The sequence below is a fragment of the Akkermansiaceae bacterium genome, assembly GCA_017798145.1.
Taxonomy (GTDB): Bacteria; Verrucomicrobiota; Verrucomicrobiia; order Verrucomicrobiales; family Akkermansiaceae; genus Luteolibacter.
Genome location: CP059069.1, coordinates 4212656 through 4226612 on the forward strand (window position 1 = coordinate 4212656; position 13957 = coordinate 4226612).

Below are 13957 nucleotides of genomic sequence, written 5' to 3' on the forward strand. Positions count from 1 at the left end.
CGGCACGAACCGGTGGCCGCGGATCGCCGCTACTCCAACAACGACTTGCCGGTCATCTGCTCCGGCTTATCGAGGCGGAGCATTTCCAGCAGGGTGGGCGCGACGTCGGCGAGGATGCCGTCGCGCATCTTGTGGGAGGATGCGTCGTCGGCGACGTAGATGATCTCCACAAGGTTGGTGGTATGTGCGGTGTTGGGCGAGCCGTCGGCATTGCGCATGTATTCGCAGTTGCCGTGATCGGCCGTGATGAGAAGCTTGCCGCCGAGGCGGAGGGTTTGCTCGACGATCGCTTTCACCGATGCGTCGATGGTCTCGACGGCGCTCATCGCCGCCTCGACGACGCCTGTGTGGCCGACCATGTCCGGATTGGCGAAGTTGAGGATGACGAGATCGAAGTCCTTGAGGTTTTCCACAACCGTCCGTGTGACTTCCTCCGCCGACATCTGCGGCTTGAGGTCGTAGGTGGCGACGTCCTTGGGCGAGGGGATGATGAAACGTTTCTCGCCCTTGTTTTCCTTCTCTATGCCACCGTTGAAGAAATAGGTGACGTGCGGGTATTTCTCCGTCTCCGCGATCCGCATCTGCTTCATGCCTGCGGCGGCGACGGTTTCCCCGAGGGTCATGTCGAGCGTCTGCGGGGAGAAGATCGCATCGCAATCATATTTTTCGTCGTAGACGGTGAGGGTGACGTAGTGGACCTGCGGGACTGCGCCGCGGTCGAAGCCGGCGAAGTCTTTCTCGAGAAACGCTTCGGAAAGCTCGCGGGCGCGGTCGGCGCGGAAGTTGAAGAACAGCACCACATCGCCGTCGCGCACGCGTTGCGTATCTGCCTCGGTGAAAACCATGGGGGGCATGAACTCGTCGGTCTTGCTTTGGTCGGCGTAAACCTCGGCAACCGCTTCGGAGGCGAGGATCTCCTTTTTCGTGCCGATGCCGTGGACGATGGCATCCCAAGCGAGCTTCACACGGTCCCAGCGCTTATCGCGGTCCATCGCGAAGTAGCGGCCGACCACCGTGGCGATCTTCGCCCCGGCCTTCGCCGTCTCGTCCTCGACCTTGGAGATGTATCCTGCCCCGCCTGTCGGGGAGGTGTCGCGTCCGTCGGTGATCGCGTGGATCATGATGTCCTTCACCCCCGCCTCGGCGGCGAGCTTGGTCATCGCGATGAGCTGATCCTGATGGGAGTGGACTCCGCCGTCGGAGACGAGGCCGATGAAATGGAGTCGGCAGGGCTTCGCTTTCTCCAAGGCCTTCCTGAAGACCTCGTTGTTGGCGATCGTGCCCTCCGCGATGGCCTTGTTGATGCGGGTGAAATCCTGATAAACGATGCGTCCGGCCCCGAGGTTCAGGTGACCGACCTCGGAATTTCCCATTTGCCCTTCCGGGAGCCCGACATCCATGCCTGAAGCGGAGAGGAAGGAGTGCGGGTATTGGGAGAGGGTTTCGTCGGTGAAAGGGGTGTTGGCGAGAAGGATGGCGTTTCCGTCCTTCTCTGCGGTTTCCTTGCCGCCGGGGTTTGTGCCCCAGCCGTCGCGAATGATTAGCACCACTGGTTTCTTAGCCATGCGGGATGCTGTAAAGGTAGATCGTAGCCGGGTCAATTGCGATCCTGCGGCAGGCGGGAGGAAGGCTTGCCCACGAGGGGCGCAGGGGAGGATGGTGTACGATGCTTCTTTGAATCAAGCGTAGGGCGTGTGTGGGATGGAGACAGGGCGTCATCACGGTCTCTGCAGCCGCAACATTCGCCCGGGATCGAGTGCCCATGGCTCGCAGCTCGCATCCTGGGTTTCTGCCTCACGGGCTGTGGGAGGCTACGGATGGCCAACATGAAGTTCCGGGTTTTTGTCCTTGGGTGGCCCATCATCAGAAATCGAAGAGATTCATCTGCGGGGAATTTGTCTCCGGGAGGGTGTCTTCGAGTTTCGTGGTCTTGGGTTTCGGGTGCTTTTCCTTGGACTCCGGCTTGGAGGAGTTCATTTCCAGGTGGGAGAGGATGTCCTTGGCGCGGGTAAGGACGGGTTTCGGGAGGCCGGCGAGGCGGGCGACCTGGATGCCGTAGGATTTGTCGGCGGGGCCGGGGAGGATCTTGTGGAGGAAGATGATTTCCTCGTTCCACTCGCGGACGGCGACGTTGCAGTTGGTGACGGCTTCGCGGGTGTTGGCGAGGTCGGTGAGCTCGTGGTAGTGGGTGGCGAAGAGGGTGCGGCATTTCACCTCGTCGTGGAGGTGCTCGGCGACGGCCCAGGCGATGGAAAGGCCGTCGAAGGTGGCGGTGCCGCGGCCGATCTCGTCGAGGATCACCAACGATTTCTCGGTGGCGTGGTTGAGGATGAGGGCGGTTTCCGACATCTCGACCATGAAGGTGGATTGGCCGCGCGAGAGGTCATCGGATGCCCCGACGCGGCAGAAGATGCGGTCGGCGAGGCCGATGGTGGCGGAATCGGCGGGGACGTAGGCGCCGATCTGAGCCATCAGGGTGATGAGGGCAAGCTGGCGGATGTAGGTGGATTTTCCGGCCATGTTGGGGCCGGTGAGGATCTGGAGGCGGCTCGATTCCGGGAGGAGTTCGGTGTCGTTGGGGACGAACTTTGTGTCCGTTAGGGTTTGCTCGAGGACGGGGTGGCGGCCGTTCTCGATGATGAGTTCGGTGCCGTGTGTGAGGGTGGGGCGGCAGTGGCGGTGGAGCTGGGCGGTCTCGGCGAGGGCGCAAAGGGTGTCGATTTCGGCGATGGCGGCGGCGGTTTCTTTTAGCTCGGCGAGGTGGGTGACGACCTGTTGGCGTAGCTCGAGGAAGAGTTCGTATTCGAGCTGTTTGGAGCGTTCCTCGGCGCCGAGAACCTTGTTTTCCATTTCCTTGAGCGCGGGGGTGATGTAGCGCTCGGCGTTGGCCATGGTTTGCTTGCGGGTGTAGTCGTCGGGGACTTTGGAAAGCTGGGAGGTGGTGATCTCGATGAAGTAGCCGAAGACGTTGTTGAATTTGATTTTCAGGGAGTCGATGCCGGTGCGTTTCCTCTCATCTTCCTGGAGCCGGGCGATCCAGTCCTTTCCGCCACGGGCGGCGAAGCGGAGTTCGTCGAGATCGGCGGAGTGGCCGTCGCGGATGATGTTGCCGTCCTTGAGGTTGGCCGGGGGTTCGTCGCTGAGAGCGGCTTCGAGGAGGGTGGTGAGTTCTGGGAGGGGGTGGAGGGAAGTGATCAGTGAGCAGTGATCAGTGAGCAGTGAAGAGAGATCCTCTTTCAGAGGGGGGATGCTTTGGAGGGAGATGGAGAGGGATTGGAGGTCGCGGGGGTTGCCGGAGTTTTGGGAGAGGCGGGAGGTGGTGCGCTCGATGTCGCGGATGTTTTTGAGGGATTCGCGGGCTTTGGAGAGGAGGAATGGCTCGGCGAGGAGGGCGGCGATGGTGTTTTGGCGGGCTTGCAACGTTTCGATGTCGCGGAGGGGGTGGAGGAGCCAGTTGCGGAGCAGGCGGCCGCCCATGGGGGTCTGGGTGCGGTCGAGGACGGCGAGCAGGGTGTGCTTGGGGCCGGAGCGGGATTCGATGAGGTCGAGGTTGCGCTGGGAGGCCTGGTCGATGAGGACGTGCTTTTCGTTATCGAGGAGTTTGGGTGGGTTGAGGTGCTCGCAGGGGCGGCGGAGCTGGGTGACGAGGTAGTGGAGGGCGGCTCCGGCGGCGGCGGATGCGGCGTGGAGGTTGGCACAGCCGAAGCCGTCGAGGGAGTGGACGTTGAAGTGGGATTTCAGGAGATCGACGGCGTGCTCGGGGAGGAAGGTATAGCCGTCGTAAGGGAGGGCGTGGGGGTGGTTTTCGGAGAAGTCGGAGATCTGGTGGTCGGGGATGATGATTTCCGAGGGGGATATGCGGGCGAGCTCGTCGAGGAGCTGGGCCGGGTCGTTGAACTCGGCGATGATGAACTCGCCGGTGGTGTGGTCGATGGCGGCGAGGCCGTAGGAGTTTTTGGTTTTCGATAGGGCGGCCAGGTAGTTGGGGCGTTGGTCGTCGAGGAGGGTGAGGTCGTCGATGGAGCCGGCCGTGAGGATGCGGGCGATCTCGCGCTCGACGAGTTTGCCGGGTACCGCCTCGGAGGTTTGCTCGGCGATGGCGACGCGCTTGCCGGCCTTGAGGAGGCGGGCGATGTAATTTTGGGCGGAGTGGTAGGGGACGCCGCACATCGGGGTGCCGCCGCGTTTCGTGAGGGCGACGTTCATGATGGGGGCGGCGGTTTTCGCGTCCTCGAAGAACATTTCATAGAAGTCCCCGAGCCGGTAGAAGAGGATGATGTCCGCAGGCAGGCTTTTCCTCATTCCGAGGTATTGGGCCATCATGGGGGTTGTGCTGCCGGACATGCGGGGATGCTGGGCGGCGAAACTTCAAACTTCAAATTTTAAACTCGAAGCCGGTGGGAGAAGGTGGGATCCGTTGCGAACCAATTCCGCCTTGCCTCGCGTGACGGCGGAATGTATCCGATAGGGCGATGAGATTTTCTTTTCCCATGCATGCGGGCATAATCAAGGCGGGCTTTTTCCTATCCCTTGCCGCGACGCTTGTGCTGCGGGCGGACACATGGACCAGCTCCGATGGCAAGACGATCGAGGCGGATTTCGTTAGGCTCCAGGATGATTCGCTTTTCCTCAGGTCCGCAGGCAAGGAATATTCCGTGCCGCTCTCCCGCCTGGATCAGAAATCCCAGGGGTATGCGCGTTTCCTCCATGGCAAAATGAAGGAACTGGCGGCCAATGCACTCGAGTCCCCGATTGTCGCGGAGACCGCCTTGCTGGATGCGATAGGGGCGGATCCGAAGCTCGTGGAGGGCAGGAATTTCCTGATGGAAGGGTATGTGAAATCGATCTCCAAGAGCAGTTCGCTTGGAGCCTCGCCGCTCACCACGGCGGTGGTGGTGCTGGGCGGCGGCACAAGGATGGAAATGAACCTTTCCGGCGAAGCGGACGGTAGGATGACGAAGGTAAAGGTCGAGGAGGGCAGGGTTGTCCTGACAAAAGGTAAGAACTATTCGGATGGGAAATACCGGGATTTCGAGGAGTACAAGACACTGATGGAGAATGGGAAGGCCGTCGTTTTCCGTGCGCGTGTCGAGGGCGGGAAGATTATCGGCTCCGGGATCGCGACGTTTGAGGAAATCGTCAGGTCCAAGGTGGTGCGAGCTCCGCAATCGAAGGAGCTGACGGCGGAGGAGAAGGCGGAGATCGCCCGGATTCAGATCCGCGTGGAATACCTGGAATCCCAGCTTGCGGAGGGCGCAGGGAAGCCTGCGGGTGGCGATGGGGGCGGATTCCTCGGGCCGGGAGCTGCAGGATACACCGATGGGGAGAAGGATACCATGCGCAGGGAACTCGGTCAGCTGAAGGAGAAGCTCGGCTACCTGACGAGATCGGCCCAGCCGGGACGGAATTTCCCGAGGTGAATGTTTTGAGAAGGCGCGGCAAACGGAAGGGGGCTGCCCCGGAGTGGGTTACGTTCGCGCGGTGTTTCCTGCTGACGATGGGAATGTTTTTCGTAGGTGTTGCCGCCGTTGGTTTCAATGAGACGGGCGGGGAGGAACCAATTCCCGGATGGCTGCCATTCCTGCTGCTCGGGATGCTCGTGCTGGGCGTGGTTCTGCTGGCCGTGGCAGTCATCGGATCGCGACGCGATGCGGATTCCTGGATGGAGTCGGCATCGAGGACCGAGGCCTCCATCGTCGTGATGATCGTCGCCGCGCCTCTCTATTTCGTCCTCAGGTTGCTTTTCCGCAGGCAGGGGAAATAGCGGCGGCAAGATGATTCAATCACCAGCGGGCTTCGTCCCGGTTCCGTGGAAATGGATGTCGCGCTGCGGGAAGGGGATGGAGATGCCCGCCGCATCGAAGTCCTCCTTGACGCGCCTTGTGATTTCAGTGCGGACCGTGAGGAAATCCGAGGTGGCGGCCCATGGCCAGCAGCGGATGTTCACCGAGGAGTCCGCAAGTTCGTGGACGCCGATGTTCGGTTCCGGCTCGCTGAGGATAAGCGGATGCTCCGAGACGGCGCGGGCGATGATTTCCTCGGCTTTCCCGATGTCATCCGAATACCCTATGCCGAAGACCATATCGACGCGGCGGGTGTCCATGCCGGTGATGTTGGTGATGGTTTCGCCCCAGACCTTCTTGTTGGGGACGAGGACTTTCTGGTTGTCGAAGGTTAAAATGGTCGTTGAGACCATGCTGACGCTGTCCACCTTGCCCTTGATCCCGCCGATTTCCACGGCGCTGCCGACATCGAAGGGGCGGTAGATGAGCAGCATCATGCCTGCGGCGAAGTTGCTGAGGGTGTCCTGGAGCGCGAAGGCGAGGATGAACGCACCGCCGCCGATGAGAGCAAGGGCGGCTCCGACGTTCACGCCGACCGTGCCAAGCGCTACGATGATGCCGATGCCGAGGATGATGCGGCTGGCCATCTTGTTGATGAACACCTTTAGGAGTGCGGAAATGTTCGCCTGCCTTGAGATGGAGCGGCGGATGAGCTTGCCTGCGAAAACCGATAGCAGCCAGAAACCTGCGAGGACGACAATGAATTTGATGCTTCCAAGAAGGATGCGCATGCCACCGTCCTCGGCGCCCAGCCATGTGCGGAAGGCATGGACGCGGGTGCCGACATCGTTGTTGGCCGGCTTGATGCCACGGACGGCGGCAAGGTATTTCATTTGTTTCGAAGCATCGCCTCCCTTGAGCTCGTAGGCTTCGAGGACGATCTGCGTGCGCGTCAGGATCTCCGCCTTGGTTTCGCGGAGAAGCAGCAGTTCTGCGCTGATCGCGCTGGCATCGCCCTCGCCGCTGAGGAGCCGGATCTCGTTTTCTGCGATGCGGGTTGATGATTCCTTGAGCGCTGCCATCCAAATGGCCGTCTGCGTCTCCAGCTCTTCTTCGGTGAGCGGATCCAGGGAAAGGGCGAGGATGTCGGTGGAAATCCGGGGATCGGGGGAGAGGGTGTTTTCCTGGGAAAGAGCAGGGCAGATGAACAGGGTGAGTGCGCAGGCTAAGAAGAGAGGGAGGCGAATCATGCGCCTAAGGGTGCATGGTATGGCCGTTAGGTCAAACCGGGAGGCCGAGAAAGAACGGCGGCGGGAATGAACGCGAAGCCGGATGGTGCGCGCTGCAGGGTTCGAACCTGCGAAAGGAAAAGCTCCCCTTGTAAATCAATGGATTCCAGGAAATACCGGGCTTTTGGAACAGTGAAAACTTGCTGGCCGTCCAAAACTAGGGGACAGTTTAGGGACACCAAATCCCGAAAAGCGATGGCATCACTTAAAAAGCGCAAAGGTTCGAAAGTCTATCAGGCGCAATTCTACGTCCCCGACCTTGTGAACGGCGGTTTACGGCAAGTCAGGAGATCCACAGGGAAAACGAAGAAATCCGAAGCCCTTCTTGCCGCTGCTGACATGGAGCGGGCAGCACAAGGGATCGTGAAATCAGGAAGCGACAAGGCACAGCAAGCAAAGGCCATCCTTGTCGAGATGGGCGCGGAGATCGAGCTGGAGAAGTTCACCGCGCTATCAGCACGAAAGCACGTTGCCAGATTGCTTGCCCTTGCCACGGGCGAGGACATGCCCGCTTATACGCTCGAAAGCTGGACGGCGGAATGGCTCCGCAGGAAGGGGAGGGATTCAAGCAAGGCCACGATGGCGCGATACAAGAGCCACGCGGAAGCCTTCCTCTCATGGCTTGGCGATGAACGGCGCAAGAAGCCCCTCGAAAGCGTCACTTCCCAGCATGTCCGCGAGTGGCGAGAGAAACTGCAGGATGAGGGGCGGGCGGGGAAGACAGTGCTTTCCTATGTCAAAGACCTGGGGGCGATCTACCGGGCAGCCATGCGCGAGGGAATCGTTGCCTTCAATCCATGCGGAACCGCGATTGCCGACACCGATACGGGGGACAGTCAGGAGCGGAAGCCGTTCACGCTGGAGGAAGTCGGGAAGCTGGTAGGTGCCGCCCCTTCCGAGGAATGGCGCGGGCTTGTCCTTGTGGCAGCGTTCACAGGGTTACGGCTTGGCGATTCCGCTCGTTTGTCATGGGAAGCCGTTGACCTTGACGCAAAGAAAATCACTCTCATCCCATCGAAGACGAAAAGGAAAAAGCGCGAAGTTCACATTCCGATCCAGCCCGACTTGCTCGCCTATCTCATGGCCGCCCCGGTTGCCGATGATTCACCTGCCGCCCCAGTTTTTCCTACACTGGCAAAAAAGAGAGTGAACGGCGCAAACGGGCTTTCCGACACATTCAAGGGCATCATGGCCGCCTCTGGCGTGGATCGAGGCAAGCCGTCCAGAATCATCGAAGAGGGGCAGGGCAAGGGCGCGGGGCGCATCACATGGGAGAAGGGATTTCACAGCCTGCGTCATACTTTCACAAGCTGGCTCCGCAATGCTGGCGTGAGTGAAGAAGACAGGATGGCCTTGGTGGGACACAGCACCCGTGAAAGTCATCAGATTTACAGTCATCCGGACGAGAAGGCCGGACGGAAAGCCATCGCCAAGCTGCCGAGACTAACCCCGGACAAGTCATGAGCGACAAGCGAGACGAACTTCCCCGAGATCTTCGCGCTTTGTGCGGAGGCACTGTAGAGGACGAGGACGGTTCTCAGCGGACACTGGTTTTTCCAGCCGACTCTTATGCCAACATCTGCAGTGCGCGTGCTGACCTGGAGCTTGCCATTGATGATCCTGATACCTTGATGGAACACATTGATTCGCTGCGCGAGGAACTGGAGTTGGTGAAGCGATTACAAGCCGACATGGAGCAAAGGATTCTCAATCACTTCGAGCCGCGCCGCCGTGCGCCCAGCACCAAGGACAATTCTGCCCAGCAGCCCAAGGTTGACCATGGGGCAAAAAGCAAGGTGGAAAAGGCGATAGCTGATGCGAAAGCAGGGCGGGCACGCGGGAGAAAGTCAAAGACTCTACAGGCTGTGCTGAAGTCCCTAGCCTTCTCCCAAGAGAAGGGCCGCGTGCCATCGCATGCCGAGCTCAAGGAGCTTGGGTTCAATGACCAACAGGCGACCGACGCCGGGAGATGGCTAGTGATGCAGAATGCCCTTGATACAGATCCGCTGTTTTGGCCACTGCCCGATGGCCGAGGACGATCAAACAAAAAGTAGGAGTTCTTTCGCCAAGGGTCAAAAAATGGTAAAATTGGGCGGCGTCATTATGTACGCCAACAACATTACCAAAACCAATTCAGAAGCCGAGTGGGCGCGTGAAAAGCAAGTCACCGCGCAATTCGGGCTCACGCACACGATCCTGTATAACCTCCGCCTGGAGAAGAAGATTCGTTCTGTGTCCCTTCGTGGAGAAGGGAAGCAATACGGTGCCCGGCTCTACAACGTCGCCTCGATCCGCGAGTTTCTGGCGAACCAGGAAGCCATGAACTCCAACATTGCCAGTTCCCGCAAGGCTAGTGTTACCGAAACTCTGAAACCATAAAGAATCAGGCCGCCCCACGCGAATGGAAACGGCCCGACGGTTTGGAAACCTGTCGAAATGTCTCAAATCGCGAGGTGGCCTGCAATCGAAAAAACCATTGCAGGACATGTCTAACAATCAATCCACCGCAGCTTTTCATAGCTCAACGAAAACGACCGCCGAGGCGGAGAAGGGTAACCCCTTGAAGTCACCAATTTCCTTCTTCAGACGCATCCATGACCGGACTCCGACGGAGGAAACCACCATCATCGCTTTCATCCTTAGGGTGAGGCTCGGCTCTTACGGGGAGACCATCAAGCAAATCCGCGAGTTCGAGGAACAGGGCGACCATCAACGGGCAGACGAAATCAAGAGGACGTTACCGTCAGTGACTCTGTCGGGACTGGTCACCGAGGGTCTCCGAGCAGGTGCACACAAAGAGGGTCGTTTCCAGCACAGCGGTTATCTGCAGGGTGACTTTGACGCCAAAGATTTCCATCCCCGCGCCGCTGACGAAATCAAGGAAATGCTCGCGGGAGACGAACATGTCCAATCCGTATTTTTGAGCGTAAAGTTCGGGGTGAAGGCCATCATCCGCATCCCCGTTTGCGCAACCCAATCGGAGCATACTGCCGCGTTCACTGCTGCGGAATCGTATTTTCGTGAGAAATACGGACTGAAACTCGACGCCAGCACCAAGGATCCAGCGAGGCTGTGCTTCGTGAGCTTCGACCCTGAGGCATACTTGATGACATCGCCCGCCACCGTGCTACCCGTCACGTCGGCGAAAAATTCGAGAGGTGCATCGATGACACCGGGGGAGTGCTCAATCTTGGAGAGTCAAGACGCCAAAGGCAATGCTGCCAGCGCGAAGCATGACCCCCTCACCCCGGAAACTATCAAGGGCATGCTGACCTGCATTCCGACTCGCCCGGACTACGATACCTGGCTGAAAGTATCGTCAGCCGTATGGTCTGCCACCGGGGACGAAGCGGCCGGAACCGCGCTTTTGAAAGAGTGGAGCCCAGAGGAAGAACCAGGCGAATACAGCGAGAAGTTCAAAACCCGCCTGACTGAAATTACCGCAGGCACTCTTGTCCACTTGGCTAGGAAGCACGGGTATCAATTTCCCTCAGCAAAGAGCAATTGCGACAGCGTGGACGTTCCTGAGGGAGTCTTCCCCGTTCCTGCCGGCGAAATCGAATACCGTGAGGCCGGGGAGATTATCTTCAGTACCATCGCGCCTAAGCACCGGCTGTTTATCCGCGGAGGAACCGTCCATGAGATCAAAGGCGGCGGCAAGGGGCACGATCACTTTGAGCAGCTTTTCCCGGAGCGCTTTTGCAGCCTCCTCGAGAATTTCGGTCATCGAGTAGCCCGGAGGGAGTGGCAGGAGGGGGGAGGGGGTGGGAAGGGAAAACACATCTGGCGGAGCCGTAGGATGCCCATCAGCGCTGCCAAAATTCTTTTGTGTTCAGATTCCGCCACCAGCAACCTGCCGCCGGTTCGGCAGTTGGCAGCATGTCCGGTTCTGAGCAAAGATGGAGAAGTCCTCGGACGTGGGTATCACCCCCACGCTGGCGGCACCTACGTCACCGACGGTGAGATCCCTCCGGAAATGCCAGTGGAAGCTGCCACGGCCGCGATTCTGGGTTTGTTGGATGATTTCAACTTCGTAACACCCGCAGACAAGTCGCGAGCCGTTGCAAGCTTCCTCAGCCCGGCTCTCAAAATGGGCAACTGGATCGACGATGATTTCCCATTGGACGTCGGGGAGGCCACGGAAAGTCAGTCAGGGAAGACCTACCGTCAAAAGCTGGTGAATCGGACCTACAACGAGATCCCATCCGCTATCCCCGCGCCCCGTGGCGGCGTCGGCAGCTTGGACGAAGCCATTTCTACCGCACTCATCAAGGGGCGCCCATTTGTGACGCTCGATAATTTCCGGGGGAAGTTGGATTCTACTATTTTGGAACAGGCAGTACGGGGGGTTGGCAGGGTCACATGCCGTGCGTTGCGCGTAAGTGCGGATGTCGACACGGGGCCTTTCAACTGGCAGCTCTCCACCAACGGCGCGGAGTTCACGAGGGACATCGCCAACCGATCAATCATCACCCGGATCCGAAAGCAGAGTTCGGGATACCAATTCAAGGAATACGCCGAGGGAAGTCTGGAGGCGCATGTTGAGGCACAGCAGGCGTTCTACCTTGGCGCGGTCTTCTCGGTCATCAAGGAGTGGTCTCAGAACGGATGCCCGAAGACAGACGATAGCCGCCACGATTTCCGGGGCTGGTGTAGGTCTCTGGACTGGATCGTCCAGAACATCTTCAAGCTCGCCCCTCTGCTCGACGGCCACTCTGAGGAGCAGGCGCGGACAGCGAACCCCGCACTGCAGTGGCTCCGTGAGGTGACGATCGCGGCGCGGGATGGCAAGCAGTTGCAGATGGCGCTGACCACCGCCCAACTGGTTAGTATCGCGGAGGATGCCGGAATCGAATTTCCGGGCAACCCCTTGGGTCGGGAGGAACCGCATCAGCGGGCGGGTAAAATCCTTGGAAGGTTGTTCCGGGACACGGAGGGGCAGCCTGTCACCGTCGATGGCCTCACAGTCGCACGGGTGGAGCGCGATGTTTATGTCGAGGGTCGGGGTCACGAGAAGCAAAAGTTCTACTCCATCGTGCCTGTTGCATGAGTTTTTCCCGCGCGTCCCGGCGTCCCCGGCGTGGTATGGTAAGACGTAGAAAAGCTACAGCGAGGTCACACTACTGTAGCTTTTCTTGGAATTACACCATGACGGCGGGACGGCGGGGAAGGGCGCCATCCACCAAGCGATGCTCGCGAGTACAGCCCGAGCAGCGTGTGTTTGCATCCAGCGGGGCGTCTGTGCAGAGTTCCCTCATGGCAGATTACCCAGCCTACATGGTGGAACGCGCAGGCAACCTGCTTCTCGACATCCTTGAAGACGAATTTCGCGTGCCTTACAGCCGCTTTTACGATGGGGAGGAGGAGCTTCATGACTGGTTGCTCGGCAAAATTTGCAAAACCGAGGAGGAGCGGAACCTGTATGAGTATCGTTCCGTTGAATCCATTATCGATTGTGCCGTGTACCAGCTGAAGGAGGCTGGCATTGTTGGCACTCAGGAACTGAATGAAATGCTTTCGGATGGTCACAATGACTACGCCATCTACCTGACCCCTAAAGGGCTGCCTCTCTTGGAGCGGCGAGATGAAATCCGCTACTTCGATGTCTACCTGTGATGCGGTAGGTCTGCGCGATTTTTAGGCATTCTTGGCGCCCTCACAGCCCCCGCTGCGTTATCCGCCGCACCCGGAGGCGCTGCTCTTTGACGAGTTCCTCGCGATCGTGGACGAGGATGAGAATTGTTGCTTTTGGGGATGATGGAGCGCGCCGGGATGAGCGAGATGGACATCTACAACCGCACTCGGGACGTGTTCCATCACTACAAGCTGCCGTATGACGCGCCGCCGCCGGAGGTGAAGCTCCCAAACTTCCTCAGCTTGGCCTTGAAACATTCTCCACCATCCTTGCCATGGAGGGCGCTGTTTCTTGCTCTTTGTCACGAATCGACCTCGCCACCATTTGGGCAATTCCATCGAGCCGATCTCTTACCCTAGCTGCACGCTTATCGATCACTAGATCGAGTCGCCGGTCCAGGGCGATCAACTGCTGGTCGTCAAGGACATGAAAGTCGCTTCGAGGAAGGTCAGTGGCAAGGATCGCCGGCAGCAGCCCGCCGGGCTGTCCCCACAAGAGGAGTTGCTTCACATGTCCAAAGGTGTCGGCGAAACATGTGGGCACCAGATCCGCTCCCGCTGCCTTCGCCATCTCGTGCAAAGTTGTGACCAGACTACCATCACCACGGATCAACGCCATGGGTATCCGGGTGAGAAACTGCATCACGGACCAGTCCGGCAGGTTGCTGTCAAAGTCCCTCCTCCCGACCAAGACGAACTTCATCGTTCCACAAGGCCGCCGAACCACGGAGGAATCCTCGAAGCTGGAACGAACGATGCCGACATCCAGTCCGCCGTCGTGCAGTTGCCGCACGATCCCTTCCGTGCTATCCGGCACAAACTCGAATCTATAATCAGGCAGCGTCCTGCGCAGGTTGCGGATGGCTGGATAGACCATCGCTTCCAGGACTGCCGCCCCGGCTCCTATTTTCAGGATGCCCTTGTCACCGCTGAACCGAGCCGACAGCGCTTCGAGCTCGTCGAGGTAGGAGGCGGTCAGGAGAGCAAGCTCCTTGCCGGCCGATGTGATCTGGAGGCTCTTGCCCTTCCGGATAAATAGATCCGCTCCCAAGGCACCTTCAAGCTCTCCGATCTGTCGACTCATCAGACTCCGGCGGCTCTCTACGCCTCCCGCCGCCTGAACCACAGAACCGGCCCGCGCCACCGCAAGAAACGCCAGGAGCTTGTCCAAGGTCAGCCCTCTCTGCTTCAGTTCGATGATGTCCATTCGTTACTTTCGAGTAACGCTATGAACTCACTCGTGACTTTTCA

12 protein-coding genes are annotated in these 13957 nt (G+C 59.2%); 8 read left to right on the plus strand and 4 right to left on the minus strand.

The genetic code is table 11. From position 1 onward, the window contains the following. Nucleotides 1-29 precede the first annotated feature (29 nt). On the minus strand, nt 30-1565 hold the full coding sequence (locus tag HZ994_18020; GenBank protein ID QTN34134.1) for a 2,3-bisphosphoglycerate-independent phosphoglycerate mutase: 1536 nt from the start codon (nt 1563-1565) through the stop codon (nt 30-32). 298 nt (nt 1566-1863) lie between these two features. Next, on the minus strand, nt 1864-4323 hold the full coding sequence (mutS, locus tag HZ994_18025; GenBank protein QTN34440.1) for a DNA mismatch repair protein MutS: 2460 nt from the start codon (nt 4321-4323) through the stop codon (nt 1864-1866). A gap of 167 nt (nt 4324-4490) precedes the next feature. Between mutS and HZ994_18030 the strand changes: the two genes are divergently transcribed. Next, a complete protein-coding gene (locus HZ994_18030) occupies nt 4491-5420 on the plus strand; it encodes a hypothetical protein (GenBank protein QTN34135.1) in 930 nt (309 codons plus the stop codon). 77 nt (nt 5421-5497) lie between these two features. Then, nucleotides 5498-5764, plus strand: coding sequence for a hypothetical protein (locus HZ994_18035; protein QTN34136.1), 267 nt, complete (start codon nt 5498-5500; stop codon nt 5762-5764). Between the two features lie 15 nt (nt 5765-5779). Here the strand turns inward: HZ994_18035 and HZ994_18040 are convergent, their stop codons facing one another. Continuing rightward, the gene (locus HZ994_18040) at nt 5780-7033 is read right to left on the minus strand and encodes a mechanosensitive ion channel family protein (GenBank protein QTN34137.1); all 1254 of its coding nucleotides are present in this window, start codon (nt 7031-7033) and stop codon (nt 5780-5782) included. 234 nt (nt 7034-7267) lie between these two features. On the opposite strand from HZ994_18040, the gene HZ994_18045 reads away from it, so the two are divergent. From HZ994_18045 to HZ994_18070, 6 genes are all read left to right on the plus strand, one after another. Continuing rightward, entirely contained in the window at nt 7268-8536 is a 1269-nt protein-coding gene (locus HZ994_18045; protein QTN34138.1) for a site-specific integrase, read from the plus strand. Beyond that, nucleotides 8533-9126 (plus strand): hypothetical protein, encoded by a 594-nt coding sequence (locus HZ994_18050; protein ID QTN34139.1) that lies wholly within the window; start codon nt 8533-8535, stop codon nt 9124-9126. The genes HZ994_18045 and HZ994_18050 overlap by 4 nt, the downstream gene beginning before the upstream one ends. Continuing rightward, nucleotides 9098-9451: a hypothetical protein gene (locus HZ994_18055; GenBank protein QTN34140.1), complete on the plus strand. Its 354-nt coding sequence runs from the start codon at nt 9098-9100 to the stop codon at nt 9449-9451. Before HZ994_18050 ends, HZ994_18055 begins: the two co-directional genes overlap by 29 nt. 22 nt (nt 9452-9473) lie before the next feature. Then, a complete protein-coding gene (locus tag HZ994_18060) occupies nt 9474-12122 on the plus strand; it encodes a PriCT-2 domain-containing protein (protein QTN34141.1) in 2649 nt (882 codons plus the stop codon). 206 nt (nt 12123-12328) lie between these two features. Beyond that, nucleotides 12329-12688 carry a hypothetical protein gene (locus HZ994_18065; protein ID QTN34142.1) on the plus strand — a complete coding sequence of 120 codons (360 nt, stop codon included), beginning with the start codon at nt 12329-12331 and terminating at the stop codon, nt 12686-12688. Nucleotides 12689-12719: 31 nt separating this feature from the next. After that, nucleotides 12720-12830: a DUF3024 domain-containing protein gene (locus HZ994_18070; GenBank protein ID QTN34143.1), complete on the plus strand. Its 111-nt coding sequence runs from the start codon at nt 12720-12722 to the stop codon at nt 12828-12830. A 114-nt stretch (nt 12831-12944) separates the two neighbouring features. Here HZ994_18070 and HZ994_18075 read toward each other — a convergent pair whose 3' ends face one another. Further along, nucleotides 12945-13913: a LysR family transcriptional regulator gene (locus tag HZ994_18075; GenBank protein ID QTN34144.1), complete on the minus strand. Its 969-nt coding sequence runs from the start codon at nt 13911-13913 to the stop codon at nt 12945-12947. Nucleotides 13914-13957 lie beyond the last annotated feature (44 nt).

Coding starts and splice junctions, on each gene's coding strand:
- HZ994_18020 (QTN34134.1), bottom strand. CDS start 1,565: ATGGCTAAGAAACCAGTGGTGCTAATCATTCGCGACGGCTGGGGCACA.
- mutS (QTN34440.1), bottom strand. CDS start 4,323: ATGATGGCCCAATACCTCGGAATGAGGAAAAGCCTGCCTGCGGACATC.
- HZ994_18030 (QTN34135.1), top strand. CDS start 4,491: ATGCATGCGGGCATAATCAAGGCGGGCTTTTTCCTATCCCTTGCCGCG.
- HZ994_18035 (QTN34136.1), top strand. CDS start 5,498: ATGGGAATGTTTTTCGTAGGTGTTGCCGCCGTTGGTTTCAATGAGACG.
- HZ994_18040 (QTN34137.1), bottom strand. CDS start 7,033: ATGATTCGCCTCCCTCTCTTCTTAGCCTGCGCACTCACCCTGTTCATC.
- HZ994_18045 (QTN34138.1), top strand. CDS start 7,268: ATGGCATCACTTAAAAAGCGCAAAGGTTCGAAAGTCTATCAGGCGCAA.
- HZ994_18050 (QTN34139.1), top strand. CDS start 8,533: ATGAGCGACAAGCGAGACGAACTTCCCCGAGATCTTCGCGCTTTGTGC.
- HZ994_18055 (QTN34140.1), top strand. CDS start 9,098: ATGGCCGAGGACGATCAAACAAAAAGTAGGAGTTCTTTCGCCAAGGGT.
- HZ994_18060 (QTN34141.1), top strand. CDS start 9,474: ATGGAAACGGCCCGACGGTTTGGAAACCTGTCGAAATGTCTCAAATCG.
- HZ994_18065 (QTN34142.1), top strand. CDS start 12,329: ATGGCAGATTACCCAGCCTACATGGTGGAACGCGCAGGCAACCTGCTT.
- HZ994_18075 (QTN34144.1), bottom strand. CDS start 13,913: ATGGACATCATCGAACTGAAGCAGAGAGGGCTGACCTTGGACAAGCTC.